The following is a 25777-nucleotide window of genomic DNA, read 5'->3' as shown; positions in this document are numbered from 1 at the left end:
TTCCGGCGACTGGCCAGAGACTACGAGCGATTGCCCGAAACCCTAGCCAGCCTGCACTTCGTCATATTCGCCGTGCTTATGCTTGTCCACTTTGCAGCCCTTAACAAAAGTGCCTAACACGCTCTAGGCGCCGTGGCATCGACGCTCGGCAACGTGCTCGAGTGGTACGACTTCGTGGTGTTCGGCTTTCTGTCGATCATCATCGCCAAACAGTTCTTTCCGAGCGACAGCGAATACGCCGCCTTGATGCTCACGACCGCGACGTTCGGCGCGGGCTTCGTCGTGCGTCCGCTCGGCGGGATTCTGCTCGGCATGTATGCCGACCGCAAAGGACGCAAGGCCGGCCTGACGCTCGTGATCGCCCTGATGACTCTCTCCGCCGCAATGATCGCCCTCACGCCGGGCTTCCAGCAGATTGGCCTGATCGCGCCGGCGATCGTGCTGTGCGCGCGTCTGCTGCAAGGCGTGTCGGCCGGCGGCGAATTCGGCACTGCCACCGCGATGCTGATCGAGTACGCGCCGCCGACGCGCCGCAATCTCTATGGCAGTTGGCAGATGTTCGCGCAGGCGCTCGGTGCGCTGCTCGCGGTCGCGATGGGCAGCGCGCTCACGCATCTGTTCACGCATGAGGCGCTCGAATCGTGGGCGTGGCGCCTGCCGTTTCTACTCGGTCTGCTGATCGGTCCGGTCGGTTTCTATATCCGCCGCAATCTGCCCGAAACGGAAGCGTTCGAGAAGCTCGGCCAGCGCGCGAAGGTGCCGTTCTCGCGCGTGCTGACGCACTATCCGCGCGAGCTGTTCGTCGCGCTCGCATTGAGCGCCGCGCTCAACGTCATGTCGTACGTCATCATCACGTATCTGCCGATTTACGCGGTGCAGAATCTGCATATGCCGGTGACGCTGCCGTTCACCGTGCTGCTCGCGAGCGTGCTGCTGCGCGTCGTGATGATTCCGGTGTTCGGCCATCTCGCCGACCGCATCGGCGGCGCGCGCATGATCCGCGTCTCGCTCGTGCTGTTTCTCGTCGTGCTGTATCCCGCCTACTACTGGATCGTCAACGCGCCGTCGATGGCGTCGATTCTCACGGTCGAACTGAGCTTCGCCTTGCTGATCGGTGCCTCGAACGCGCCGATTCCAACCGCGCTCGCCGGCCTCTTTCCGACCGAAGTCCGCTCGACCGGACTCGCGATCTCGTACAACATCGGCGCGGCGCTGTTCGGCGGCCTGTCGCCGCTCGTGCTCACATGGCTGCTGCATGTGAGCGGCAACAACATGATGCCTGCGCATTTCTGCGCGATGTTCTTCGCGCTCGGCCTGATCGGCGCGTTCATGCTGAACCGTCACGCGCACGACGGCAACGATTTTGCCGCGCCCGCGCCGCTTCCCTCCTATCCGCACGGCGATTCGCATCGATAGATCGTCAGTATCGCGAATCGTTCGCCTCGAACCGAAGGCGCATGGAGCGCCTTCACGCCCTTTCTTTTTCCGGAGAGCTTGCATGCCTGTCATCGACGTTCACACGCACATCTTCACGCACAAATGGCTCGAACTGCTGCGGCAGCGCGGCGGTGCCTACAACATCCAGACCCGCCCCGACGGTCAGCAGGAAGTGTTTCGCGGCAACACGCCGGTCGTGATTCCGCAGAAGGGTCATTTCGATTTCGACATGCGTATCCGTCAGATGGACGAATCGGGCATCGACATCTCGGTCGTTTCGCTGACCTGCCCGAACGTCTATTGGGGCGATCAGGAAACGAGCTGCCTCGCCGCGCGCGAATCGAACGACACGCTTGCCGAAGCGCAAACGAAGTACCCCGGGCGCATCCGCTGGTTCACGTCGTTGCCGTGGGAATATCCGCAGGCCGCGCTCGAAGAACTGCGCCGTACCTGCGATAACGGCGCGAGCGGCGTGATGGTGCTCGCGAACGTGGCGGGACGCAGCCTCACCGATCCGATGTTCGCGCCGATCTGGGCCGAGATCGACCGGCGCGCGCTGCCGGTGCTCGTGCATCCGACAGATCCGCCGGGCGCCGAACTGATGGACATGACGAAGTTCGATCTGAGCTGGGCCGTCGGCTTCATGTTCGACACGACGCTCGCGATCACGCGCATGATCTTCGAGGGCTTCTTCGACCAGTACCCGAACCTGAAGATCATCGCATCGCATGCGGGCGGCGCATTGCCGTATCTGGCCGGCCGCTTCGAGAAGGGCAACGAGGTCGAGATTCCACAGCGCCGTCAGATGAAGCGCAAGCCGATCGACTATCTGCGCCATATCTACTACGACTGCATCACGTACAGTCCGGCCTCGCTCGAATTTCTCGTCTCGGTCGTCGGCGCGGATCGCGTGATGTTCGGCACCGACTGGCCGCATCAGGTGCACGATATTCGCGGCGCGTTTGCGAACACCGGGCGTCTGCCGAAGGAGCAATGCGAGGCGGTACGCGGCAACAATGCACTGCGGGTGTTCGGTTTCTAGAAACGCCAAGGGGTTAATCGGGAGACGCTCATGCTCCCGGCGAGCATGACGGTGATCGACACCCGCCCGGATATGAGCGCTGCGATCAACGCCGGAATACCTCGACGCGAGGTGTTTCGGCGGAAAAAGCGGAGCGCAGCGCCCATTCCTCATAGGGTTTTGCGCCGGCCAGATACGCCGGCAACTTCATTGCCAGATCATGCCAGACGGGATCGCCTTCAGGCACGGTCAGGGTACGGCCATCGTTCAGGCCGACCAGCAGCAAGACAGTATTCCCGACCAATTGATCCGACCGTGTGGCGACCACTTCGCCAATATCCTGCCAGGCAATGTACTGCTCGCCTTGCGGGTGCTTCACGGTAAGACCCTGGTCGCTCAGGGATAGCGAGACGGAGAGTCTGCGCGATGGCAAGCGCCCGAGCAGCCAGGCGTTGATCCGGCTCATTATCATGTCGTCACTCTATTTCCATTGGATCGAAGCGAGGCGCCAGATATCCGCTGCTGCCTCATTACTTACATTGTGGCCGATCCGGCCCGCCATCCGGCAACCATTTTCAATCGCGTTCTAAAGGGACCCGCGAACGCGTCGGCCTGACGCCGGCGCGGCGGCTTCCCTTCTCACCACTCCGGCCGCCCCGTCAACCCTCCCCGCTCGGGCCAGCCGTCGTCGCCGACGAGCGGCACGAACCTCACTTCGTCGAACGAAGTTTCCTCGTATTCCTGCTCGCTGCGGCGCACGATCTTCACGAGCCGCTGGCGCCCTGCCTCGCGCCCGATCGGCATCACGAGGCGGCCACCGCACGCAAGCTGCGCGAGCAACGCCTTCGGCACGTGCGGGCCGCTCGCGGCCGCGACGATCGCGTCATAAGGCGCATGTGCCGCGAAGCCGGCGGTGCCATCGCCGAGATGCACCGCCACGTTCGCGTAACCGAGCCGCTCCAGGCGTTCGCGAGCGGCCTCGACCAGTTCGGCGTCGCGTTCGATCGAATCGACGCTCGCCACGATCCGCGCGGCAATCGCGGCGGCATAGCCGGAGCCGGTGCCGATATCGAGCACGCGGTCGCCCGGATGCAGCGCCGCCGCTTCGAGCATCCTCGCGACGATAAACGGCTGCGAGATCGACTGCCCGCCGCCGATCGGCAACGGCGAATCGTCATAGGCGAATTCTCTCCAGCCCGGCAGCACGAACGCATCGCGCGGCACGCTGCGCATCGCCGCCAGCACGTGGGGGTCGCGCACGCCCCGGCGCACGATCTGCCGCTCGACCATGCGCTCGCGCGCCTCGGTGAAATCGCTCATCGCAGCCTCCTGCCGGTCGCCACGCCGACCGGCCCCATCAACCCAGCATAAGCCGTGCCGCCGGAATGCGCGCAACGCGTGCGCGGCCGTCCCGCGAACCGCCCTGCTCCATCCCGCGGCCTTGCGCTTATCCGCGATAACGATAGCGCTCGATATTATTTGCGCGGCCACGGGCGCCTCTCTACGATCTGATGACCTTCATTTCCCTTCATTCGATAACAGCAAGATCATGAGAACAACGAACCTGCTCAAGACCGCCTTTCTCTCTCCGTTGCTCGCGGTTCTTCTCGTCTGCGGCATCGTCGGTGCGCAACCGGCACGCGCGGCCGGACAGACCGTGCGCGTCGGCATCATGTCCGGCGAAGACGAGGACGTATGGCGCGCGGTCGCGGCCAATGCGGCCAGACAGGGCATCACCGTGACGGTCACGACGTTCTCCGACTATACGCAGCCGAACGAAGCGCTCGCGCAGCACGACCTCGACGCGAATTCATTCCAGCACAAGCCGTATCTCGATGCGCAGATCGCCGCGCGCCACTACGATATCGTGCCGGTCGGCTTCACCTATGTGCAGCCCATCGGCCTCTATTCGGTCAAGGTGAAATCGGTCGCGGCGCTGCCGCAGAACGCGACAATCGGCGTGCCGAACGATCCGAGCAACGAGGGCCGCGCGCTGCTGCTTCTGCAGGCGAACGGGCTCATCAGGCTACGGCCCGATGTCGGTCTGCTGCCGACCGCGCGCGACATCGCGGACAACCCGAAGCACATCCGTATCAAGGAACTCGACGCGGGCATCGTGGGCCGGGCGATTGGCGATCTCGACGCAGCCGTCGTCAATACCGACTGGGCGATCAAGGCCGGCATCCGGATTCCGCAGCAACGCATCGCGCAGGAAAAAGTGCCTGGCAATCCGTATCGAAACTTCATCGCGGTCAATGCCAAAGATTCGAGCGCACCTTGGGTGAAGGTTATCGTGGACAGCTATCAGCAGGCCAATGTCGCCTCGGAGATTCTGAGCGTCTATCGCGGCGCGACACTGCCGGCATGGGACGGCGCGCCGCAGCACTGACCACCCTCTTTCTTCCACCGCTCGCCATCATGTCCACTCAACGAACGACCCGCGATCGTCGCGCCTTCCTGAAACTGTCGCTCGGCGCCGCGGCGCTCGCCGCATCGTCCGCCAGCGCGCCACCCGCTTTCGCACAAGGAACCTCGGGAACCTCGCGCACCTTGCGCATCGGCAATCAGAAGGGTTATCTGACTCTGCTCAAGGGGCGCGGCACGCTCGAAAAACGGCTCGCGCCGCTCAACGTCTCGGTCAGTTGGACCGAGTTCGCGGCGGGTCCAGTGCAACTGGAAGCACTGAACGTCGGCTCGATCGATTTCGGCGACGTCGGCGAAGCACCGCCGATCTTCGCGCAGGCCGCCGGCGCGCCGCTGGTGTACGTCGCCGCGACGGTCAAGCGTCCGCAATCCGAAGCGGTGCTCGTGCCGCCGCAATCGACGATCCGCTCGGTCGCGGACCTCAAGGGCAAACGGATCGCGCTCAACAAGGGCAGCAACGTCCACTACTTTCTCGTGCAGTTGCTGCGTCAGCATGGCCTGCAATACGCCGACGTGAAGCCCGTGTTTCTCGCGCCCGCCGATGCGCGAGCCGCATTCGAGCGCGCCTCGATCGACGCATGGGTGATCTGGGACCCGTTCTTCGCGGCCGCGGAAAAATCGCTCGGCGCGCGCGTGATTGCCGATGCGAACGGCGTGGTCGGCAATCGCTCGTATTACTTTTCGTCGCAGAGCTACGCCGCAAACAATCCCGACGTGATCCGCATCGTGATCGAGGAACTGGACAAGATCGACCAATGGGGCCAGCAGAACCGCGACTCACTCGCGAGCGAACTGGCGCAACTCTGGGGTCTGCCGAAACCGGTCGTGGACGCGGCCGTGCAGCGCCAGCAGTTCGGCACGCAGCCGATTACCCGCGCGATTCTCGGCGAGCAGCAGCAGATTGCCGATACGTTCCTCGAACTCCGCCTGATTCCGAAACATGTCGACGTGCTGAAGGCCGCGCCTTCGAATCTCGCGTAGCGGCAGGCGCCTATGAGATGAACCCGCACTATCAGTTCGAGTCGTGAGCACGAACACCGCGTGCGGTGATTGCCATGTCGATGCAATCACCGCACGCGGTTGTCGTCACCGATCGTGACTACTATGACGCGCTCATGCCGCCCGCTTCAGCGGCGCCGTATCGTCTGGCAATTCGATCCGCTTGATATCGCCGAGAATGAAGATGTACGACGCCGCGCCCAGTATCGCCACCGCGCCGATAAACATCAGCCCCCAGTAGAACGACCCCGTCAGTGAGACGATCGCACCGATCACGATCGGTGTGACGATGCCGGCGATGTTCGCAGTGAAATTGAAAATACCACCGGTGAGTCCCATCAGGCGCTTCGGTGCGATATCGGGAATGATCGACCAGCCGAGCCCGCCCATGCCCTGACCGAAAAACGCGAGCGACAGCACCGCGATCACGGCGGTATCGCTCTGCACATAGAGCGCGACCACGATGCACGCCGACAGCAGCAGGCCGGTGATGATCGGCAGCTTGCGCGAGAGGTTCACGTTGCCGGTACGGCGCAGCAGCAGATCGGACACCCAGCCGCCGAACAGCACGCCGGCCGATGCGCCGAGGAACGGCAGGATCGCGAAGAAGCCGATCTTGAGCCACGCCATATGACGCTCGGTGACCAGATAGGTCGGAAACCACGTGAGAAAGAACACCACGGTCGAGTTGCCGGCGAACTGGCCGATCGCGGCACCCCAGATTTCACGGCGACGCAGCAGGCGGCCGACGTCGTGCCACGAAAACGGCCGCTGTGCGTCGGTAGCCATCGACAGGCCGCCGCCCGCGCCGATGTACTCGCGCTCCGCGTCGTTCATCGTGCGCGACTCGTGCGGCTCGTGATAGCGCAGCCACCACACGACCGAGAACGCGAGGCCGACCGCGCCGACGATCACGAACATCGCGCGCCAGCCGAATGACTCGATGATCCAGAACAGCAGCGGGCTGAACACGGCAAGGCCGATGTACTGCCCCACCTGATAGATGCTCGTCGCCCGCGCGCGTTCGCGCTGCGGAAACCAGTGGCCCACCACGCGGCTATTCGCGGAGAAGCAGGGCGATTCCGCTACGCCGAGTCCGAGGCGATAGATCATCAGCGAAATCAGTCCTCCTGAGAGTCCGTTCAGGATGATGAAGGCCGACCAGCCCGAGACCGCGAGGAAATAGGTCTTTTTCGCGCCGATGCGGTCGAGCAGCAGGCCGGCTGGAATCTGCGAGAGCGTGTAGGTCCACGAGAAAGCGGAGAACACGATGCCCATCACGCCGGCCGACAGGCCAAGTTCCTTCGTGAGGCTCGGCGCGGCGATGCCGAGCACCGTGCGATCGAGGTAGTTGATGACGGTGCCGATCGCGAGCAGCGCGAGAATCGCGAAGCGGGCTCGCGAGCGGCGTGCCGGCGCAAGCGCCAGGTCCGCGGGTGAAGAAAGCGTTGTGTCAGGCTTCATCTTTGTCTCCGATATGGAAAGCGCAAATGTTGTCGATGCGTCTTTGCGTCTGTCATGCTCGCGAGCCGATGCGCGACATCCCGCCTCGGCTCGCGGTTACCCGGCACGCCGCGTGGCGCGCCCTGCCTTCATACGTCACGATGAACCGGGAAAAGCCGCGATCAACGCAGCCGTTCAGACGTTTTCCCAGTTGCCCGAACGAATGCTGCGCGCAATCGCTTCGAGCGTCGCGATCGTATCGATCGACTCCTGCTCGCTGCTGCCGTTCCAGTGCTCGGCTCCAAGCGCAACTGCGCGCGCATAGCTTTCCGCCTCGGCGAGGAAGCCGTTGCCGCCCGCCACGCTGATCGTTTCGCGCGGCGTCGTCGCGGGCACGCCGCGGCGCAGATGGATTTCGGGCAACCCCGCATCGGGCGGGCTGTTGAGGAAGGTCGTCTCGAGAATGCCGTCGGTGCCGGAGATCAGCGCGTGGCGGTGGTAGGCCGTGTTGAAGCTGCACGCGATCTGCGCGAGCAGGCCGCTCGGAAATTCGAGGTTCGCGATCACGGTGAGGTCCACTTTCGTGTCCGACCAGCGCGCCACCGCGTTCACGCGCGTGGGCTTTTCGCCGGCCACCATGCGCACCATGCTCATCGCGTAGCTGCCCGCGTCGAGCAACGCGCCGCCGCCGCGCTCGGGGTCGAGGCGGATATTGGCCGGATCGCTGAACTTGACGCCGAAGCACGCGAACACGGTCTGCACGCGGCCGATCGCGCCTTCGTCGAGCAGGCGACGCAGCGCGAGCGTCTGCTCCTGCGCGCGGTACGGATAGGCCTCGGCGAGAAACCGGCCGTTACGGCGCGCGGCCTCGAACATCGCGACGGTCTCGTCCTTCGAGATCGCGATCGGCTTTTCGCACAGCACGTGCTTGCCGGCATCGAGCGCCTTGATGACCCACTCGGCGTGCATCGTGTTCGGCAGCGGCACGTAAATCGCCTCGATGTCAGGATCGGCGAGCAAGGCTTCGTACGAGCCGTGCGCGCGCGGCACGCCGACTTCGCTCGCAAACTGTCTGGCCTTCTCGAGATCGCGGCTCGCGACCGCCACCACGTCGATGAGCGGCGAAGACGCGACACCGGCGATAAACGAGCGCGCGATTTTTGCGGCGCCAAGCACGCCGAAACGCAGAGGTTTGATAGTGTCCATGGTGTTCAGAAAATCCCGGGAAACAGGTTAGGAAGCAAGAGATTCGACACGGGCGCGCGGCGACGAGGCAGGCTCCCCGCCATGCGCTTCGTCGAAACCGAACAGCCGGCGCGGCGTGTCCCACTGGATTTGCCGCCGCACGTCGGCATCGGGCACGATCGTCTCGAACAGCGTCAGCAGCGGACCATAATCGAGCCGCTCCGGCGCGCGCAGGAACGGCCAGTCGGACCCCCACACGCAATGCTCGGGACCGAACGCGCGCAACAGCGCCTGCGCATAGGGCCGGGTGTCCTCGTACGGATGCGCGGTACGCGAGTACTTCTGCCAGCCCGACAGCTTCACGCACGCGCGGCCGCTATCGGCGAGACGCAGCAAGGCGTCGAAGCCGGCCTGGGCCACGCCGTCCACGCTGTTCGGCCGGCCGCAATGATCGACGGCGAGCGCGGCCGGCTGGCTGGCGAGCCAAGGGCCAAGCTCGGCCATCTGGTCGCCCGCGACCTGAATCTGCGCGACCATGCCGAGGTCGGCGAGCATACCAAAGAGCGCGCCCGCTTCGCGCACGAGCTCGATGCCTTCCATCGCCGGATTGAACGCAACGCCCACCACGCCCGCGCGGCGCAACGCGGCAAGCTCGCCGCGGCTGATGTCGTTGTCGACCACCGCAATGCCGCGAAAGCGCGCCGGATAGGTTTCGAGCGCGTCGAGCAGGCAGCGGTTGTCGGTCCGATAGCCGCTCGTCGGACCGACCAGCAGCGCGTGGCGCACGCCATACGCATCCATCACGCGCACGAACTGCGCCGTGGTGCCGATTTCCTGCTGCGCGGGCCGATACGGGGTGTCGTCGCGATACGGAAAGCGGATCGGATCGAACACGTGGCAATGGCAGTCGATCTTGTCTTCGTCGAATAGGCTCATGGGCTGCTCCACTCAGACGGCCGGCGCCGATCCCGCCGCCGCGGCCGCGCGCTCGACGACGCGGCGCGCGCCGCGATAGGCCAGTTCGAGGCGCGCTTCGGCATCCAGCGCCGGCATCGGCATCTCGACGCTCAACGCCACCTGCGGCGGCACCGCGCGCAAGAGCGCTTCGAGCGGCAGCGCGCCGTCGCCGGGCGCAAGCCGCGCGGTACGCGCTTCGAGAATCGCTTCGTCGTCGTTGGCCGGCAGCGTGGCGGGCGCATCGCACAACTGCACGAAGCCGACCGACTGCGGCGGCAGCGCGGCGACATCGTCCGGCGTGCTGCCCGCGCGCGACAGATGCAGCGCGTCGATCACCAGCCCGAGATTCGGATGCGCGGCGCGTTCGAGCGCCGCGCGCGCCTGGGCGAGCGTGCCGACATGGCGCCAGCGCATGAATTCCAGATCGATCCGTAATCCGAACGGTTGCGCGAGTTCGGCGAGCGCGGCCAGATTCGCGGCGAGCCGCGCCGCGTCGGGATCGTCGCCGGACACGCTCACGCAGCGCGCGCCGAGCCCGGCGGCCGCTTCGAACAACGGCGCGAACGAGGCGGCATCGAGCGTCGGCACGAGCGGAATGAATTCGACGTCGCACACGGTGACGCCCTCGCCCGCCAGCGCGTCGCGCAGCTCGCGATGCGCGTCAGTGCCTGCCATCACCGGATACGCGATGCCGCCAGGCATGGCCGGATGCATGCGCAAGCCGACGCCAGCGAATCCGGCGCGCGCGGCGAGCCGCACCAACGGCGCGGGCGCGAACTCGAGCGCTGTCAAATGCGCGACGGCAAGCGAACGCGCAGGGTTTTGAGCGGGGTTCAATAGGTGGCCCTCCCGCCGGTCAAATCGAACGTGAAGCCGGTCGTAAAGCTGCATGCGGGGCTCACGATCCAGCTCACCATCCGGCCGACCTCTTCGATCTGCAGGAAACGGCCGAGCGGAATCTTCGCCTTGCTCGCCTCGATATGCTCGGGCGACATCTCGCGGAACAGCTCCGTTTCCACCATCGCGGGCGCGATGCAGTTAATCATCACATTGTCGCGCGCGAGTTCCTTCGCGACCGCCTTGGTGAAGCCGATCACGCCGGCCTTCGCCGCCGAATACGCGGAGATGAACTGCACGCCTTCCTTGCCCGCGATCGACGCGACGTTGAGAATGCGTCCGCCGCCGCGCGCGCGCATATGCGGAACCGCGACGCGGCAGCCGTAGAACACGCTGTTCAGATCGACGTCGAGCACGCGCTGCCAGGTCTCCACCGGATACTCCCAGCTCGGCACCACCGGCCCGTTGATGCCCGCGTTGTTGACGAGAATGTCGACGTGGCCCAGTGCCGCGACAGTCGCCTCGAACGCGCTCTCGACCGACGCGTAGGACGACACGTCGACGGATTGCAGATGGTCCGGCTCGAAGCCGAGCTGCGCGGCGTCGCAATGGCTGACGTCGAGGTCCCAGATCGCGACGCGAGCGCCGTCCGCTTTCAGCTGGCGTGCGATGCCAAGCCCGATGCCGCGCGCCGCGCCGGTGACGATCGCGACCTGGCCGTCGAATGAGTGGCTCATGGAGAACGTTTCCTTTTGAGGTTGCACAAGAGTTCGGGGAGAAGAATTCACACCGCGGAGGTTCACACCGGGGCCGCCGTGCTCTTCAGCACGATCCGCTTGATGTCGCCGACCACGAATACGTAGGACAGCGCACCGATCAGCGTGACCGCCGAAATGAAGGCGAGCGCGTAGACGAACGAGCCGGTTGCGTTGACGATCAGCCCGATCACGAGCGGCGTGACGATGCCGGCCGCGTTCGCGAACAGGTTGAAGATGCCGCCGCTCAGACCGAGCAGACCCTTCGGCGCGATGTCGGAGACGATCATCCAGGCGAGCGCCGACATGCCCTGCGCGAAGTACGCGACGCACAGGATCGCGATCACGGCCGCGGTCGAATCGACATAGTTGGCGAGCGCAATGCTCGAGGCGGCCAGCAGCCCGGTAATCACCGGCAGCTTGCGCGACCAGTTCAGCGAGATGCCGCGGCGCAGCATCGCGTCGGAAATCCAGCCGCCGCTCAGCGTGCCGACCGAGGCGGCGATGAACGGCAGCACCGCGACCATGCCGACCTTGAGCCACGGCATGTGACGCTCGGTGGCGAGATAGGTCGGAAACCACGTGAGAAAGAACACGTTGGTCGAATTACAGGCGAACTGGCCGATACAGATGCCGAGCATGCTGCGGCGGCGCAGCAGCGCGCCGATGTCGGACCAGCGAAACTGCATCGTCTCGCGGCTGCCGTCGACCACGCCGCCGCCGTCCGCGATGTAATCGAGTTCGGCGCGGTTCGCCGCCTTCGACTCATGCGGCTCGCGAAAGCGCAGCAGCCACACCGCGCCGAACGCCACGCCCACGGCGCCGACCATGCCGAACAGCGCGCGCCATCCGTAGCGCTGTTCGAGCCAGAACAGCAGCGGGCTCAGAAACGCAAGGCCGACATACTCGGCGAACGTGTAGACGCCCGTCGCGCGCGCCCGTTCGCTCTGCGGAAACCAGACCGCGACCACCCGGCTGTTGGTCGGAAAGCACGGCGCCTCGGCCGCGCCGATCAGAAGCCGCATGATGAGCAGCGACACGAAGCCGGCCGCGAGCCCCTGAAACCCCGTGAACAGCGACCACAGCGTCAGCGCGAAGAAATAGGTCCAGCGCGTGCCGACCCGGTCGAGCAGCACGCCGCCCGGAATCTGCGCGGCGGTATAGGTCCAGGAAAAAGCGGAGAAGATCACGCCCATCAGCGCGGGCGTCAGGCCCAGCTCGTGGCTCATGCTGGGGGCGGCAATGCCCGCGACGCTGCGATCGAGATAGTTGATCATCGTGCCGATCGCGAGCAGCGCGAGGATGCCGAAGCGCGCCCGCGTGCGTGCGGAGGCCGGCACGGCGGCACCGGCGCTCGCGGAAAACGTCGGCGGTGTCGGGGTCGGATTCATCGTGTCTCCATCGTTGATTTCTGCGGCGCCGCCGGCTTCGGGCGCTTCCGCGCAACCGGCGTGCGGTCTTCGAGGGAGATAGTAGGGAGTAACCGGCCTGCTGTCGTATGCCGAGTTTCAGCTATCCTATAACTTTTGGTTAATCGCCCCGCGCGCGGGATTCGCGGGAGGAGGAAGGATGCGCTTCAAGCTGCGGCAAATGGAGGTATTTCGCGCCGTGATGCTCACGGGCTCGATCAATGCGGCCGCGAGAATGCTGTACGTCTCGCAGCCGGCCGTAAGCAAGCTCGTGTCGCACACCGAAACCACGCTGGGCTTGCGTCTGTTCGAGCGCACGAAGGGCCGGCTGATTCCGACGGCCGAGGCGCAGGCGCTGTTTCGCGAGGTCGAGCAGGTCTATCAGTCGGCGCTGCGCGTCGACGAATTCGCGCGCGCGCTCGCGCTCGGCCCGGCGAGCCTGTTGCGCGTCGCGTGCAGCCCGTCGCTCGCGACCGCGATCGTCGCGCCGGCCATCGTCGAGCTGAAGCGCAAGCTGCCGGGCTTGCGGGTCGACTGGCACACGACGCTGATGGCCGAAATGCCGCTCGAAGTGCTGAGCAAGACCGTGGACGTCGCGGTCACCTCGATGCCGATCGAGCACGAGCATCTCGACGTCGTGCCGTTCATGCGCGGGCGCATGGTCTGCGTGCTGCCGCCCGGCCATCCGCTCGCGGAACGCAGCAGCATTGCGCTCGCCGACCTGACCGCCGAGCCGATGATTCTCTTCAGGCGCGACATTCCGTTCGGCACGACCATCGTGCGGGGCTGCCAGCATGCCGACGTCGAACTGACCTCGGTGGTCGACGTGACGCGCGCCGATCAGGCGCTGGCGCTCGTGCGCGGCGGCCTCGGGCTCGCGATCGTCGACGAATTCGCGGCCGCCGAGGGCGATTGCATCGTGCGGCCGCTGACCGAAAACCTCGAAATGACCTCGACCTTCGTCTATTCGAAATTCTCGCCGCCGACCCGCAACGCGATGCTGCTGATGCAGGCTATCTACCGGCGCGCCGAGCAACTGGGGCGGCAGATCGGCAGCATGCCGGACGACATGGCCTAGCGCGGCCTATCACAGGCACACGGGCGCACGGTTGCGCCCGCTCAAAACACGCCGCTGCGTGCATCGGCGCCCTTGCGGTAGTCGCGGTTCGTCTGCTCCGGATTGCGGTTCACGAGCGGCCGCGCATACAGCGGATGATGCAGGCTCCGCACCTCGTGTTCGAGTTCGAAGCAACGCGCTTTCGACGACGGATCGACGATCTCGGCGAACCGGTACTGGTGCGGCTCTTCTCCGTAAGCCGTGCCGTACTCGACGAGGCGCGCATGGGGCTCGGCAAAGCGCGCGGCGTAAACGGCGATGTGATGCCCGTCGTAAGGCGGAATCGGCCCGGACGTTTCCACATACAGCAGTTGCTGATGCGTTCCCACGTCGATCACCGCGCAGGGCGAGCCGCCCTGCTCCCGCGTGGCGACGTTCGCATGGAAGACGTCCGCATAGAAACGCGCGATGGCTTGCGCGCTGCCAACGGGCACGTCGAGCTTCACGTATGCCATGCCGAGATCGATTTGCGACCACGGCGCGTCGGCGGGCCGGCTATGCGGGTCGAGACACTCGTAGCGATTTCCCCAGGGACAGGTCACGTCGATGCAGCCCGCGCGCTCCGTCCAGCCGAACCCGGTGCCGGCGAGCAGCGGCTTGACCGCTTGCAGACGCGCCAGCAGCGCGTCGAGTTCGCCGACCACGAGGCCGACACTGCCGCGCAGGCGCTGTGCCTTGCCCTGCGGCAGGTGGATCTGCGAGCGGCCGATGTTGATCCACATGTTGTTCACGCCGGTCATCAGGAACGGATCGCGCGTAAGGCCGAGTCCGCTGACGTAAAACGCCGTCGCGAGCACCTGGTCGGGAATCGTCAGATTAATGTGTTCGAGCAGGATCAGATTACCGGTGTCGTCGTGCGCGTAGGAGTGTTCCATGAGATCGGCCTTGCGATTGTTGAACGAGTCTATGACGGGAAACATGCGGGAAATTATGCCTCAGCATTGCCCGGCACCGAATTGGACGCGTCCGGGCAATATCGAAGACCGGGTTTCGGGACATGAGAATCCGCCCACGTATTCTTTCGCTTGAAAGCCGATTCATACGAACTGCTATTTATTTTCATCTGCCCGTTATTCGACGATGAAAACATTATCCCGATGTCGTCGAACGGACGTTCCATCTCTCCGAATTGCCCTGCTCACGGCACGCCAGGCCTGTTCCCTGTCAGACATTAGAACAAACATATCGGGCGTTTTACGCCGGCATGGATAAGGTTTTTGCAAGCATTCGCAATTGTCGAAGCAAGTATTTATTCACCGTATTCCTTACGATCCTGATCTACGCGTTGCATGTAAATGAATGTCACAGGCTCGACACGAATCCATTTCTAGAATGAAGGCGCGGGACTGGTAAAGGCCACGCACAAGCGCGGAACCGAGGCAATAAAACCTTGATTGCAAAGGAATGACCAACATGGAACAAACGGTAGCCGCATCTTCCCTGGGGCGTGTCACCACGAAGTCGGTTCAGGACTATATCGACGAATGTCCGATCTGGCCCGACGGCACCCGCCTGACCTCCACGCCGATGACGGCGATGCAATGGCGCATCTGGTCGCTCGCCGCGGCCGGCAAGTTCTTCGAAGGCTTCGTGGTGTTCATGACGGGCGTCGCCTTGCCGCTGATCTCGCGCGAGTTCGGCATCGGCGCGGCGCAGAACGGCCTCGTCTCCGCCGCGAGCCTCGTCGGCATCCTGGTCGGCGCGCTGGCGCTCGGCGGCATGTCCGATTACTTCGGCCGCAAACGCATGTTCATCATCGAGATGATCCTGTTTTGCGTATTCCTCGTGCTGCTGACCGTTTGCGCCAATTTCATCTCGCTCGTGGTCTGTCTGTTCGGGCTCGGCGTCGCGCTCGGCTGCGACTACCCGACCGCGCACATGATCATCTCCGAGAGCATTCCGAGCGCGAGCCGCGGCAAACTCGTGCTCGGCGCGTTCGGCTTCCAGGCGCTCGGCGCGCTCGGCGGCACCGCGGTCGGCTATCTCGTGCTGTCGATCCTGCCGACGATCGAGGCATGGCGCTGGATGTACGCGACCGCTATCATCCCGGCGGTGATCGTCACGCTCGGCCGCTTCTTCATCACCGAGAGCCCGAGCTGGCTGCACGTGCGCGGCGACGTCGAAGAAGCCGAGCAGGCCGCGCGCCGGCTGCTCGATCGCCAGCCGCAATACCCCACGCACATCGAGCTGCCGCGCGAAGCGGAAAGCGCCGAAAGCCACGGCGATTCGAAGTCGTTCCTCACGCTGTTCTCGAAGCAGAACCTGCGCGCGACGATCTTCTCGTCGGCGCCGTGGTTCCTGCAGGATCTCGGCACCTACGGGATCGGCATCTTCACGCCGACGATCCTCGCGATCGCGCTCGGCAGCAAGCCCGACCACGTGCGCAGCATCAGCGATCTGATCATGAACGACATTCTCGCCGCGAAGGGCGCGGCGCTGACCACCACGCTGCTGATCGTCGGGATTCTGTTCGCCGTGATGCTCGCCGACAAGGTCGGCCGCGTGAAGCTGCAGGTCTTCGGCTTCATCGGCTGCGCGGCGGGCCTGTTCGTCGCCGCGCTGTCCGGCAGCTTCGACGGCAACACCAAGACGACGCTGATCTTCGCGGGCTTCATGCTGTTCAACTTCATGACCAACATCGGCCCGAACGCGCAGACCTATCTGCTCGCGGGCGAAGTCTTCCCGACCCGGATTCGCGGCGCGGGCGCGGGCTTCGCAGCGGCGGTCGGCAAGGTCGGCGCGATCATGACCGCGTTCCTGTTCCCGATCCTGCTCGCCACGATCGGCACCAGCACGCTGCTGTACTGCCTCGTCGTGACCTCGCTGTTCGGCGCGGTCGTCACGTGGATCTTCCGGATCGAGACGACCGGCGTGAACCTCGACCGCATCGGCCAGTAAATGGGCCAACCCGTCGGCCAGTAAAGCGGTCGACAAGCAGCCTCATACCATCACGAACACCCGCGCTGGCCCGACGCGGCCAGCGCGCTTCGATACACGACAGAGGACACGATGAGCGCAGCACAACGCAACCAAACCGTCGCGCGCATGACGGCCTGCCTCGCCATGGCGCTCGCCGCCGCGATGCCCGCCGCGCACGCGCAGCAGGTGACGCTGACCGAGACCGGCTCGACGCTGCTCGCACCGCTCTTTTCGACCTGGAGCGAGGCCTACGCGAAAACGCATCCGGGCGTGCGCATCAGCGTCGGCGCGACCGGCTCCGCGGCCGGGATCGAGCAGGCGATCGCCGGCAAGGTCAACATCGGCGCCTCGGACGCCTACATGTCCGACGCCGACGCGATGAAGCATCCGCAGATCATCAACGTGCCGCTCGCGATCGCCGCGCAGACGGTCAACTACAACCTGCCGGGCCTCAACGACACGCATCTGAAGCTCGACGGCCCCACGCTCGCCGGCATCTACACCGGCGCGATCCATCAGTGGGACGCACCGGCGATCGCCGCGCTGAATCCGGGCGTGCATCTGCCGCATCACGAGATCGTGCCGGTGCGCCGCGGCGACGGCTCGGGCGATACGTTCGTCTTCACGCAGTTCCTGACGTTCTCGACGCCCTCATGGGAAAACTCGCTCGGCTACGGCACCACGGTCGACTGGCCGACGGTATCGGGCGCGGTTGCCGCAACCGGCAACGCCGGCATGGTCAACGCCCTGAAGACGACGCCGTATTCGGTCGGCTATATCGGCGTGAGCTACGCGAAGGACATCGCCGCAGCCGGGCTCGGCACCGCCGCGCTGAAGAACGGCGCGGGCGAATTCGTGCTGCCGACGAAGGCGACGATCACCGCCGGCGCGGCCTCGCTCGGCGTGCGCACGCCGCCTGACGAGCGCCTGAGCCTCGTGTTCTCGCCGGCCGCCGGCACCTATCCGCTCGTGAACTACGAATACGCGGTCGTGTCGACGAAGCAGCCGAGCCCCGAGCTGGCCGCCGAGATTCGCAAGCTGCTCGAATGGTCGATCGTACCGTCGGATGAAAACGCGGCGTATCTCGAAGCCGTGCATTTCATTCCGCTGCCGCCGCATACGTGGGAGCTCAGCATCACGCAGATCGAGTCGATCAGGTAAGCGCCATACCGCCACCGCATCGCGCCTGCCTCACCACTCGAAGCCCCTTTGCACGACACGGCGCCTCATGCCTGCCCGCGCTCGCGCGGGCAGGCATCCCTTCATGCGGGACCTTTTCTGTTTTCTGTCCGATACGATGAACGACCTCGCCAACAGCAGCAACGAACAGCAATCCGGGCGCCATCACTACCGCTTCCATCTGCCGCACGTTCACCTGACCTCGGTGTTCGGCGACGACTGGTTCGCGCTCAAGGCCGAACAGTTCGCGCGATTCTTCGGCACGCCGACCTTCCTCATAGGGCAGACGGTAGTCGTGTTGGTCTGGATGATCGTGAACCTCGCCGGGTGGACCAAGTTCGACGCGTATCCGTTCATTCTGCTGAATCTGGCCTTCAGTCTTCAGGCAGCCTACGCGGCGCCGCTGATTCTGCTCGCGCAGACGCGCCAGGCCGATCGCGACAAGATGCATGCCGATGCCGATGCATTGCACCGCGAAGCGTTGGCGCAAGCGAGTTCGCAGCGCCAGGAAGCGATGGCGCAGCAGACCGCGCAACTGGTCGCGCTGCTGGAGCAGAACACGGCACTCACCACGCTGACCAAGCAGTTGAGCGAACGCATCGAGGCGCTCACGGTCGAGCTGCACGCGAAATTGTCGCCCGTCACGAAGTCCGATCACTAGGCTGCGCGAGATCGACCGAACCGTAGCAGATAGCCCCCACGTATTCGACACCCGACGAACCGCGGAACAGAACGCTTCATTTCCGCGAACAGATTGCATCGACCGACAGGAGCCCTATCGATGAGCGAGCATGACACGAACCCCACGAACGCCGACGCAACACTGCATCAGCGCCTTCAGGCCGACCTGATCGACAGCTGGGACGAAGAGCTGGAGATGGAACTCGACGACCAGCGCTTCGGCGTACCCGGCACGTCCGACGACGCAGCGCGCACGAGCCGGCGGCATTATTTCCGCGAACTGTTCCGCCTGCAGGGCGAACTGGTCAAGCTCCAGGACTGGGTCGTCAAGACGGGGCACCGCCTCGTCGTGGTCTTCGAGGGACGGGACGCGGCCGGCAAAGGCGGCGCGATCAAGCGCATCACGCAGCGCCTCAATCCGCGCGTGTGCCGCATCGCCGCCCTGCCCGCGCCGACGAGCCGCGAGCGTACCCAGTGGTATTTCCAGCGCTACGTCGCGCATCTGCCGGCCGCCGGCGAAATCGTGCTGTTCGATCGCAGCTGGTATAACCGCGCCGGCGTCGAACGCGTGATGGGTTTCTGCACGGACGAGGAATACGAGGAGTTTTTCCGCTCGGTGCCCGAGTTCGAACGGATGCTCCAGCGCAGCGGCATCCAGATCCTCAAGTACTGGTTCTCGGTCACGGACGACGAACAGGAAATGCGCTTCCAGGCCCGCATTACCGATCCGCTCAAGCAATGGAAGCTCAGCCCGATGGACCTCGAAAGCCGCCGTCGCTGGGAAGCATATACGCACGCGAAGGAAGTCATGCTCGAACGCTCGCATATCCCCGAGTCGCCGTGGTGGGTAGTCGACGCCAACGACAAGAAGAGCGCGCGCCTGAACTGCATGCACCATCTGCTGAACCAGGTGCCGTATCTCGAGACCGAGCACGCGGCCATCGATCTGCCCGCGCGCGTCCATCACGAGGACTACATTCGCCACCCGGTTCCCCCCGAGATGTACGTGCCGAACATGTACTGAACGGTAGTCGCCATACCGCGCCCGTTGATGGCGCGGTATGCGCCGGTTCTGCACGATCTGTCAGGCTCTCTTGCAGCGCGGCCTTTCACGAGGCTGCCGCTCGCCTCCTGCCCCTCATCCATCATCCGCCATTCATAAGGATTCCCATGGACCTCGCCTCGATCCACAAAAACGCCTTTGCGATGCCCGTTCATAACCCCGCTTATCCGCGGCCGCCGTATCGCTTCATCAATCGCGAATACTTCATCATTTCCTATGAGACGGACCCCGACGCGCTGCGCGCCGTGGTTCCGGAGCCGCTGCATCCCGAGAACAATCTCGTGCATTACGAATTCATCCGCATGCCGGATTCGTCGGGCTTCGGCGACTACACCGAAAGCGGCCAGGTCATCTCGGTGCGCGACCAGCACGGGCATATCGGCAACTACACCCATTCGATGTACCTCGACGACGAAGGCCCGATTGCCGGTGGCCGCGAAATCTGGGGCTTTCCGAAGAAGCTGGCGAGGCCGACGCTCGGCGTCGACGGCAACGACACGCTGCTCGGCACGCTCGACTACGGCACCCAGCGCGTCGCTACCGGCACGATGGGCTTCAAGCACGTGCCGCTCGACGTCGAGGTCGAACGCAAAAAGCTCGCGGACACGCCGAACTATCTGCTGAAAGTGATTCCGCACGTCGACGGTTCGCCGCGCGTGTGCGAGCTCGTGCGCTTCTTCCTGCGCGACGTGAGCGTGCTCGGCGCGTGGTCGGGTCCGGCTGCGCTCGAACTGCATCCGCATGCGTTGGCGCCCGTGGCCGATCTGCCGGTGAAGCGCGTGGTCGGCGCGCGGCATGTCATCGCCAATCTCACGCTCGATATCGGCGAGGTCGCGCTCGATTATCTGGTTCCCGTGGAGAGCGTGAAGCTCGCGGCCAATCTGTAACGCTTCGTGAATCAACAAGATCAAGAAGATCAACAAGAAGGAAAACGATATGTCATTGAACAATAAAGTCGCGCTCGTGACCGGCGCGGCAAGCGGTATCGGCGAACAATGCGCCTACAGGCTCGCGAGTCTCGGCGCGGCGGTCGTGATCGCCGACCTCAATCTCGACAACGCCCAGAAGGTGGTCGCCAGCATCGTCGCCACGGGCGGCAAGGCGCTGGCCGTGGCGATGGACGTCACCAGCGAAGCAGCGGTCAATGACGGGGTGGAGCGTGCGGTGCAGGAACTGGGCAGTCTCGACGTGCTGGTGTCCAACGCCGGCATCCAGATCGTCGCGCCCATCGAAGACTATGCGTTCGCCGACTGGAAGAAGATGCTGGCGATCCATCTCGATGGCGCCTTTCTCACCACGAAGGCCGCGATCCGGCACATGTACGCGAGCGGCAACGGCGGTTCGATCGTGTATATGGGCTCGGTGCACTCGCATGAAGCGTCGAAGCTGAAGTCGGCCTATGTGACAGCCAAGCACGGCTTGCTCGGGCTCGCCCGCGTCGTGGCGAAAGAAGGCGGCCCGCGCGGCGTACGGGCGAATGTCGTGTGCCCCGGCTTCGTGCGCACGCCGCTCGTCGACAAGCAGATTCCCGAGCAGGCGAGAGAGCTCGGCATCCCCGAAGCCGACGTCGTGAAGAACGTCATGCTCAGGGAAACCGTCGACGGTGAATTCACCACGGTCGAGGACGTCGCCAATACGGTAGCGTTCCTCGCGAGCTTCGAGTCGTCGGCGCTCACCGGTCAGTCGGTGATCGTCAGCCACGGCTGGTCGATGCGATAAGGGGTACGTATGACCGGTACAAGAAAAATCGGCGTGCAGCCGGAGGTGTTCCCGCTGCCGCGCTACGACGAAATCGCCCTGGTGCTGCAAGGCGGCGGCGCGCTCGGCTCCTACCAGGCCGGCGTCTACGAAGGCCTGATGCAGGCGGGCGTCCATCCCGACTGGATCGCCGGCGTGTCGATCGGCGCGCTCAACACGGCGATCATCGCCGGCAACGCGCCGGAACACCGCGTCGAAGCGTTGCGCGGCTTCTGGAATTCGATCTGCCATCCGGCGGACTGGCTCGGCGGCCTCGGCAGTTGGGCGCTACCCCGCATCGGGTTACAGGACCTGTCGCGCAAATGGGCCAGCATCTGGGCCGCGGGCCGGGCGCTGACCGAGGGCCAGCCCGGCTTTTTCGCGCCGCGCTTCCCCTTGCCCGTCGCGGGATTCGAAAAGAAAAGCCCGAGCGGGGTCAGCTACTACCACACCGCCGAATTGAAGAAAACGCTGTTGCAGTTCGCCGATTTCGACCGGATCAACGACGGCGAGATTCGCGTCTCGGTGGGTGCGGTGAACGTGCGGACCGGCAACCTCGTCTACTTCGACAACACGAAAATGCGCCTGACCCCGGAGCATTTCATGGCGTCGGGCGCGTTGCCGCCGGGATTTCCGGCCGTCGAGATCGACGGCGAGTACTACTGGGACGGCGGCCTCGTCTCCAACACGCCGTTGACCGAAGTGCTGCGCGATGCCGAGCACAAGGACACGCTGGTCTTTCAGGTGGACCTGTGGAGCGCGAGCGGCAATACGCCCGGCGACTTCCTCGACGTGTCGGAGCGCGCCAAGGACATCCAGTATTCGAGCCGCACGCGCGCGATCACCAGCATGCTCGCGGAGCGCCAGAAGCATGCGCGCTTCATCAAGGAACTCCTTGCGCATGTCCCGGCCGAGATACGCAAGACGGACCCGCTGTTCCGCCTCGCCGAACAGGCCGCCGACGGCAGCGCGATCAACGTGGTGCACCTCATCTACAAGAACAAGCCGTACGAGGGTCACTACAAGGATTACGAGTTCAGCATGGACACGATGCAGGAGCACTGGGAGAGCGGTCTCGACGACATTCGCGCTTCGTTTGCCCATCGGGAGTGGTTCGATGTGCCGAGCCGCGAACAGGGCTTCGTGACGCACGATGTGCATCGGCCATCCGGTTCGGTTCCGGAATCCGAACGAAGCGTGCCTGAACTGGTGCTGCATACGGAAAGAAAGGACGCGGCCTGAGCGGAGTTGGCGCGAGGCGTCGGCGGCAAGACCGGTGCTGCGGCAGCCGGTCGCGGACGCTTCGATATCCGCTTTGACATTCGCTTCGACGTCAGCGTCACTTCGGGCCGCGATCGCCCAAGCCAGGGCGATCGCGGGCCACGCTTCGAAGCCAGCCCAACAGTCAGGATAACTGGAGATGAGCCGGTGGGCCGTTCCATGAAAACGGTCCACGTCAATCGGCTATGCGAGAATCACGCACTATTCCCATCGGCCAGGCGAGCGACAGCCATGAACCCACCCCTGATGAACCTGACGGCCCCCCAACTTTCCGGCGACGCGACACTCTGGTTTTCGGCCTACGCCTTCGGTTGGGGATACTGCGCCTTCGCGCTCCCTGCCGAAACGGTCCGCGAAAAACTCGGCGCGGCGAACGAGACGCCGAAGCAATTGATGCTCGCGTTCGAACTCGGCAAGCGCCGGCTTTTGCAGGCCGTCGAGCAGAAAGTACTGCCGATCACCGGTGAACGGATCACGCTGTCGAGCGCCGATCTCTGACGGCGGAGCGGACCGGCGCAGCGGCGGCGCGCTTCAAGGGCTTCGGGCGATCCCGGCGCTTCAGGCAGGGGCCGAAGGGAGATCAAGTCTCACACACCCCGCCGGCCCCTAGACCCGCTTATCGCCTCGTCCCTCGCCGCATCCCCTGCCTCACCGAGCCGCTTCCGAAACCGCCGCGATTTCCGGCGCAATCCGCGCCGTATTCAGTGTATGCCGCGCGATCATGCCTTCCTCGTCGGTCGGCACGCGCAGCGCGAGCACCCGCGACAGATGGGACGAGATCACCCGTTCGTTGGCATGGTTGCGCGCCTCGTCGATCTCGACGCCGATCCACGCCATGCCGGCCAGCACCCGCTCGCGAATCGGCGCCGCGTTCTCGCCGATACCGCCCGTAAACACGATCGCATCGAGCCCTTCGAGCGCCGCCGCGAGCCCGCCGACTTCGCGCCGGATGCGCGACACGAAATAGGCGATCGCCTCGTTCGCCTCGGGACTCCCGGACGCCAGCAATACGCGCATATCGTTCGACACGCCGCCCGACAGCCCGAGCAGCCCCGAGCGCTCGTAAAGCATCGTCGAGATTTCCTGCGCATCCATGCCCTGCTGCATCAGATACAGCAGCACGCCGGGATCGACCTGGCCGCAGCGCGTGCCCATCGGCAGGCCGTCGAGCGCGGAGAAGCCCATCGTCGAGGCGATCGAGCGGCCGTCGCGCATCGCGCACATCGACGCGCCGTTGCCCAGATGCGCGACCAGCACGCGGCCCCGTGCATGATGCGGGTAATGCACGCGCAGATAATCCGCGATGTACTCGTACGAGAGCCCGTGAAAGCCATAACGGCGCACGCCCTGATAGAACAGCTCGCGCGGCAGCGCGAAGCAGTCGTTCAGAAACGGATGCGCGCGATGAAACGCCGTATCGAAGCACGCGACCTGCGGCACCTCGCCGAACGCCTCGCGCGCGGCATCGATGCCGGCGAGGTTGTGCGGCTGATGCAGCGGCGCGAGCGGCACGAGCAAGCGCAACTGCGCGATCACCTCGTTCGTGATGAGCACGGGCCGATCGAACAGCATGCCGCCATGCACGACGCGATGCCCGATCGCGCTGATGACCGCGCCGGCCATCTCGCGGGCGATCCATTCGATGATGGCCTGCAAGGCATCGACATGGTTCGGCGCGTCGATCGAGGCGTCCCACTGATGCTGCCCGTCGTCCTTCGCCTTGAAACGCGACGCGCCGCCGATCGCCTCGACGAGCCCGGTCGCGCGCCGTCGCAGTCCGTCCACGTCGTAGAGCGCGAACTTGATCGACGAGGAACCGGCGTTGAGCGTGAGCAGCGCGGCGCCGGCGGTGTCCTGCCGCAGTGCGGCGCTCATGACAGATTCTCCCTAGCGTTGTCCGCCGTCACGTCCGCGGCCATTGCGTCCGCGGCCGTCACCGCGCTCGTGCCTTCGCGCCGCCAGTGGTCGTAAAGAATCGCCACCGCGCACGACGCGAGGCGCGCCTGGTCGTTGTCGGCGCGGCTCGTCAGCATGACCGGCACGCGCGCGCCGACCACGAGCCCGGCCGGCTGGGCGCGCGAGACGAACGTCAGCTGCTTGGCCAGCATGTTGCCCGCTTCCAGATTCGGCACGATCAGCACCTGCGCCGCGCCCGCGACCGGCGACACGATCTTCTTCGTGCGCGCCGCGGCGGCGTCGATGGCGTTGTCCATCGCGAGCGGGCCGTCGACGAGCCCGCCCGTGATCTGGCCGCGATCCGACATCTTCGCGAGTATCGCCGCATCGAGCGACGAAGGGATGCTCACGTTGACCGTCTCCACGGCCGAGAGCACCGCCACACGCGGCAACGGCACGCCGCACGCGCGCGCGAGATCGATCGAGCTCTGCACGATGTCCGCCTTGGTCGGCAGATCGGGCGCGATGTTGATGGCCGCGTCGCTGACGAAGAGCGGATGATCGAGCGTCGGCACGTCGAGCACGAACACATGCGAGATGCGCCGTCCCGAGCGCAGGCCGCCGTCCTTCTTCACGACGTGCGCGAGCAGTTCGTCGGAATGCACGTTGCCTTTCATGATCGCGCGCACCTCGCCCGCGTGGACGAGCTGCACGGCCTTCGCGGCGGCCGCCTCGTGATCGGCCGCGTCGATGACGGGCACCTCGCCGAGCGCTTCGCCGCACTCCGCCGCCGCTTCTTCCAGACGCGCCCGCGCGCCGATCAGCACCGGCGTGATGAGGCCGCGGCGCATCGACAGCAGCGTGCCGCGCAGCGAGTTCGGATCGTCGGGCCACACGACGGCGGTCGGCAGCGGCGGCAGACTCGCCGCGATCTCGATGAGCCGCGTGAAGTGATCGTGCTGGTCCATCAGCAGCGCGGGGCGGTCCGCTTCGTTGGTCACGACGCGATGCAGCGGCGCGAGCACTTCCGCGCGGCCTTGCGCGACCATCTCGCCGTCGACCACCTCGACGCGGAATTCGAGCATCGCGCGCGGACGCTCATGCTTCTCGAGCACGCGCACCGTCACCCGCAACGTATCGCCGACGCGCGCGCGCTCGCCGAATTCGAACTGTTGCGCGAGCAGCAGCGTGCCTGCGCCCGGCAGCAGATTGCCGAGCACGGCCGAGACCAGCGAGCCGATCCACATCGACGGCGCGACCGTGTCGCTCTTGCCGTCGCCATCGACGTCGATGCCGGGCATATGCATCGGATTCAGATTGCCCGACGCATGCGAGAACAGCACGATGTCGCGCTCCGCGACGACGCGCTCGACGACGGCTTCGTCGCCGGCATGCAGTTCGTCCCAGGTCCTGTTGCTGTGGCTTTCTTCCATGGCG

Annotated in this window: 24 protein-coding genes and 1 pseudogene; 14 read left to right on the top strand and 11 right to left on the bottom strand. The window is 65.1% G+C overall.

Annotation, left to right across the window (positions count from 1 at the left end; translation table 11 throughout):
• The 3 genes and pseudogenes from G3N58_RS34260 to G3N58_RS23795 form a co-directional block, all read left to right on the top strand.
• Positions 1 to 117: pseudogene (locus tag G3N58_RS34260) on the top strand (IS5/IS1182 family transposase); the annotation flags it as partial.
• Positions 118 to 132: 15 nt separating this feature from the next.
• Positions 133 to 1416, top strand: a complete 1284-nt coding sequence (locus tag G3N58_RS23800) for an MFS transporter (protein ID WP_346778290.1) — start codon at positions 133 to 135, stop codon at positions 1414 to 1416.
• An 82-nt stretch (positions 1417 to 1498) separates the two neighbouring features.
• Complete coding sequence (locus G3N58_RS23795; RefSeq protein WP_206000365.1) at positions 1499 to 2479, top strand: amidohydrolase family protein; 981 nt, start codon at positions 1499 to 1501, stop codon at positions 2477 to 2479.
• A gap of 85 nt (positions 2480 to 2564) precedes the next feature.
• On the opposite strand, the gene G3N58_RS23790 is transcribed toward G3N58_RS23795, so the two are convergent.
• Positions 2565 to 2924: a hypothetical protein gene (locus G3N58_RS23790; RefSeq protein ID WP_206000364.1), complete on the bottom strand. Its 360-nt coding sequence runs from the start codon at positions 2922 to 2924 to the stop codon at positions 2565 to 2567.
• Positions 2925 to 3097: 173 nt separating this feature from the next.
• Positions 3098 to 3778: a protein-L-isoaspartate(D-aspartate) O-methyltransferase gene (locus G3N58_RS23785; protein ID WP_206000363.1), complete on the bottom strand. Its 681-nt coding sequence runs from the start codon at positions 3776 to 3778 to the stop codon at positions 3098 to 3100.
• Positions 3779 to 4007: 229 nt separating this feature from the next.
• Between G3N58_RS23785 and G3N58_RS23780 the strand changes: the two genes are divergently transcribed.
• Together G3N58_RS23780 and G3N58_RS23775 are read left to right on the top strand one after the other, a co-directional pair.
• The gene (locus tag G3N58_RS23780) at positions 4008 to 4847 is read left to right on the top strand and encodes a MetQ/NlpA family lipoprotein (RefSeq protein ID WP_206000362.1); all 840 of its coding nucleotides are present in this window, start codon (positions 4008 to 4010) and stop codon (positions 4845 to 4847) included.
• Positions 4848 to 4876: 29 nt separating this feature from the next.
• The gene (locus G3N58_RS23775) at positions 4877 to 5863 is read left to right on the top strand and encodes a sulfonate ABC transporter substrate-binding protein (RefSeq protein WP_206000361.1); all 987 of its coding nucleotides are present in this window, start codon (positions 4877 to 4879) and stop codon (positions 5861 to 5863) included.
• Between the two features lie 132 nt (positions 5864 to 5995).
• Here G3N58_RS23775 and G3N58_RS23770 read toward each other — a convergent pair whose 3' ends face one another.
• From G3N58_RS23770 to G3N58_RS23745, 6 genes are all read right to left on the bottom strand, one after another.
• Positions 5996 to 7345: an MFS transporter gene (locus G3N58_RS23770; RefSeq protein ID WP_206000360.1), complete on the bottom strand. Its 1350-nt coding sequence runs from the start codon at positions 7343 to 7345 to the stop codon at positions 5996 to 5998.
• Between the two features lie 174 nt (positions 7346 to 7519).
• Complete coding sequence (locus G3N58_RS23765; RefSeq protein WP_167046158.1) at positions 7520 to 8530, bottom strand: Gfo/Idh/MocA family oxidoreductase; 1011 nt, start codon at positions 8528 to 8530, stop codon at positions 7520 to 7522.
• A 27-nt stretch (positions 8531 to 8557) separates the two neighbouring features.
• Positions 8558 to 9445: an amidohydrolase family protein gene (locus G3N58_RS23760; RefSeq protein ID WP_206000359.1), complete on the bottom strand. Its 888-nt coding sequence runs from the start codon at positions 9443 to 9445 to the stop codon at positions 8558 to 8560.
• A gap of 12 nt (positions 9446 to 9457) precedes the next feature.
• Positions 9458 to 10303 carry a TIM barrel protein gene (locus G3N58_RS23755; RefSeq protein WP_240159139.1) on the bottom strand — a complete coding sequence of 282 codons (846 nt, stop codon included), beginning with the start codon at positions 10301 to 10303 and terminating at the stop codon, positions 9458 to 9460.
• Positions 10300 to 11040, bottom strand: a complete 741-nt coding sequence (locus G3N58_RS23750; RefSeq protein WP_167046167.1) for an SDR family NAD(P)-dependent oxidoreductase — start codon at positions 11038 to 11040, stop codon at positions 10300 to 10302. The genes G3N58_RS23755 and G3N58_RS23750 overlap by 4 nt, the downstream gene beginning before the upstream one ends.
• Positions 11041 to 11102: 62 nt before the next feature.
• Positions 11103 to 12449 carry an MFS transporter gene (locus G3N58_RS23745; RefSeq protein ID WP_167046170.1) on the bottom strand — a complete coding sequence of 449 codons (1347 nt, stop codon included), beginning with the start codon at positions 12447 to 12449 and terminating at the stop codon, positions 11103 to 11105.
• 178 nt (positions 12450 to 12627) lie between these two features.
• Between G3N58_RS23745 and G3N58_RS23740 the strand changes: the two genes are divergently transcribed.
• Positions 12628 to 13545: a LysR substrate-binding domain-containing protein gene (locus G3N58_RS23740; protein WP_206000358.1), complete on the top strand. Its 918-nt coding sequence runs from the start codon at positions 12628 to 12630 to the stop codon at positions 13543 to 13545.
• A gap of 41 nt (positions 13546 to 13586) precedes the next feature.
• Here G3N58_RS23740 and G3N58_RS23735 read toward each other — a convergent pair whose 3' ends face one another.
• Complete coding sequence (locus G3N58_RS23735) at positions 13587 to 14459, bottom strand: glyoxalase/bleomycin resistance/dioxygenase family protein (protein WP_206000357.1); 873 nt, start codon at positions 14457 to 14459, stop codon at positions 13587 to 13589.
• A 538-nt stretch (positions 14460 to 14997) separates the two neighbouring features.
• Between G3N58_RS23735 and G3N58_RS23730 the strand changes: the two genes are divergently transcribed.
• The 8 genes from G3N58_RS23730 to G3N58_RS34255 all read left to right on the top strand — a co-directional run bounded on the left by G3N58_RS23730 (position 14998) and on the right by G3N58_RS34255 (position 22942).
• Positions 14998 to 16482, top strand: coding sequence for an MFS transporter (locus G3N58_RS23730; RefSeq protein WP_167046175.1), 1485 nt, complete (start codon positions 14998 to 15000; stop codon positions 16480 to 16482).
• 111 nt (positions 16483 to 16593) lie between these two features.
• Complete coding sequence (gene pstS, locus G3N58_RS23725; protein WP_167046178.1) at positions 16594 to 17664, top strand: phosphate ABC transporter substrate-binding protein PstS; 1071 nt, start codon at positions 16594 to 16596, stop codon at positions 17662 to 17664.
• A gap of 103 nt (positions 17665 to 17767) precedes the next feature.
• Entirely contained in the window at positions 17768 to 18343 is a 576-nt protein-coding gene (locus G3N58_RS23720) for a DUF1003 domain-containing protein (protein WP_240159141.1), read from the top strand.
• A gap of 120 nt (positions 18344 to 18463) precedes the next feature.
• A complete protein-coding gene (ppk2, locus tag G3N58_RS23715; protein ID WP_167046182.1) occupies positions 18464 to 19387 on the top strand; it encodes a polyphosphate kinase 2 in 924 nt (307 codons plus the stop codon).
• 146 nt (positions 19388 to 19533) lie between these two features.
• Positions 19534 to 20313, top strand: a complete 780-nt coding sequence (locus G3N58_RS23710) for an acetoacetate decarboxylase (RefSeq protein WP_167282697.1) — start codon at positions 19534 to 19536, stop codon at positions 20311 to 20313.
• A 49-nt stretch (positions 20314 to 20362) separates the two neighbouring features.
• Positions 20363 to 21145, top strand: a complete 783-nt coding sequence (locus G3N58_RS23705; RefSeq protein WP_206000356.1) for a 3-hydroxybutyrate dehydrogenase — start codon at positions 20363 to 20365, stop codon at positions 21143 to 21145.
• 9 nt (positions 21146 to 21154) lie between these two features.
• The gene (locus G3N58_RS23700; protein ID WP_167046190.1) at positions 21155 to 22405 is read left to right on the top strand and encodes a patatin-like phospholipase family protein; all 1251 of its coding nucleotides are present in this window, start codon (positions 21155 to 21157) and stop codon (positions 22403 to 22405) included.
• Positions 22406 to 22411: 6 nt separating this feature from the next.
• Entirely contained in the window at positions 22412 to 22942 is a 531-nt protein-coding gene (locus G3N58_RS34255) for a hypothetical protein (protein WP_240159142.1), read from the top strand.
• A 150-nt stretch (positions 22943 to 23092) separates the two neighbouring features.
• Here the strand turns inward: G3N58_RS34255 and G3N58_RS23690 are convergent, their stop codons facing one another.
• Positions 23093 to 24319 carry an acetate/propionate family kinase gene (locus G3N58_RS23690; RefSeq protein ID WP_167046193.1) on the bottom strand — a complete coding sequence of 409 codons (1227 nt, stop codon included), beginning with the start codon at positions 24317 to 24319 and terminating at the stop codon, positions 23093 to 23095.
• On the bottom strand, positions 24316 to 25773 hold the full coding sequence (locus G3N58_RS23685; protein WP_167282691.1) for a bifunctional enoyl-CoA hydratase/phosphate acetyltransferase: 1458 nt from the start codon (positions 25771 to 25773) through the stop codon (positions 24316 to 24318). Before G3N58_RS23685 ends, G3N58_RS23690 begins: the two co-directional genes overlap by 4 nt.
• Positions 25774 to 25777 lie beyond the last annotated feature (4 nt).

Source organism: Paraburkholderia sp. Ac-20342, from assembly GCF_017104985.1.
Lineage (GTDB): Bacteria > Pseudomonadota > Gammaproteobacteria > Burkholderiales > Burkholderiaceae > Paraburkholderia.
This window is presented reverse-complemented; position numbering and strand designations above follow the sequence as displayed.

What these genes read in the sequence shown, in the direction of transcription:
- G3N58_RS23795 (WP_206000365.1), top strand. Translation starts at nt 1,499, where the DNA reads ATGCCTGTCATCGACGTTCACACGCACATCTTCACGCACAAATGGCTC.
- G3N58_RS23790 (WP_206000364.1), bottom strand. Translation starts at nt 2,924, where the DNA reads ATGAGCCGGATCAACGCCTGGCTGCTCGGGCGCTTGCCATCGCGCAGA.
- G3N58_RS23785 (WP_206000363.1), bottom strand. Translation starts at nt 3,778, where the DNA reads ATGAGCGATTTCACCGAGGCGCGCGAGCGCATGGTCGAGCGGCAGATC.
- G3N58_RS23780 (WP_206000362.1), top strand. Translation starts at nt 4,008, where the DNA reads ATGAGAACAACGAACCTGCTCAAGACCGCCTTTCTCTCTCCGTTGCTC.
- G3N58_RS23775 (WP_206000361.1), top strand. Translation starts at nt 4,877, where the DNA reads ATGTCCACTCAACGAACGACCCGCGATCGTCGCGCCTTCCTGAAACTG.
- G3N58_RS23770 (WP_206000360.1), bottom strand. Translation starts at nt 7,345, where the DNA reads ATGAAGCCTGACACAACGCTTTCTTCACCCGCGGACCTGGCGCTTGCG.
- G3N58_RS23765 (WP_167046158.1), bottom strand. Translation starts at nt 8,530, where the DNA reads ATGGACACTATCAAACCTCTGCGTTTCGGCGTGCTTGGCGCCGCAAAA.
- G3N58_RS23760 (WP_206000359.1), bottom strand. Translation starts at nt 9,445, where the DNA reads ATGAGCCTATTCGACGAAGACAAGATCGACTGCCATTGCCACGTGTTC.
- G3N58_RS23750 (WP_167046167.1), bottom strand. Translation starts at nt 11,040, where the DNA reads ATGAGCCACTCATTCGACGGCCAGGTCGCGATCGTCACCGGCGCGGCG.
- G3N58_RS23745 (WP_167046170.1), bottom strand. Translation starts at nt 12,449, where the DNA reads ATGAATCCGACCCCGACACCGCCGACGTTTTCCGCGAGCGCCGGTGCC.
- G3N58_RS23740 (WP_206000358.1), top strand. Translation starts at nt 12,628, where the DNA reads ATGCGCTTCAAGCTGCGGCAAATGGAGGTATTTCGCGCCGTGATGCTC.
- G3N58_RS23735 (WP_206000357.1), bottom strand. Translation starts at nt 14,459, where the DNA reads ATGGAACACTCCTACGCGCACGACGACACCGGTAATCTGATCCTGCTC.
- G3N58_RS23730 (WP_167046175.1), top strand. Translation starts at nt 14,998, where the DNA reads ATGGAACAAACGGTAGCCGCATCTTCCCTGGGGCGTGTCACCACGAAG.
- pstS (WP_167046178.1), top strand. Translation starts at nt 16,594, where the DNA reads ATGAGCGCAGCACAACGCAACCAAACCGTCGCGCGCATGACGGCCTGC.
- G3N58_RS23720 (WP_240159141.1), top strand. Translation starts at nt 17,768, where the DNA reads ATGCGGGACCTTTTCTGTTTTCTGTCCGATACGATGAACGACCTCGCC.
- ppk2 (WP_167046182.1), top strand. Translation starts at nt 18,464, where the DNA reads ATGAGCGAGCATGACACGAACCCCACGAACGCCGACGCAACACTGCAT.
- G3N58_RS23710 (WP_167282697.1), top strand. Translation starts at nt 19,534, where the DNA reads ATGGACCTCGCCTCGATCCACAAAAACGCCTTTGCGATGCCCGTTCAT.
- G3N58_RS23705 (WP_206000356.1), top strand. Translation starts at nt 20,363, where the DNA reads ATGTCATTGAACAATAAAGTCGCGCTCGTGACCGGCGCGGCAAGCGGT.
- G3N58_RS23700 (WP_167046190.1), top strand. Translation starts at nt 21,155, where the DNA reads ATGACCGGTACAAGAAAAATCGGCGTGCAGCCGGAGGTGTTCCCGCTG.
- G3N58_RS23690 (WP_167046193.1), bottom strand. Translation starts at nt 24,319, where the DNA reads ATGAGCGCCGCACTGCGGCAGGACACCGCCGGCGCCGCGCTGCTCACG.
- G3N58_RS23685 (WP_167282691.1), bottom strand. Translation starts at nt 25,773, where the DNA reads ATGGAAGAAAGCCACAGCAACAGGACCTGGGACGAACTGCATGCCGGC.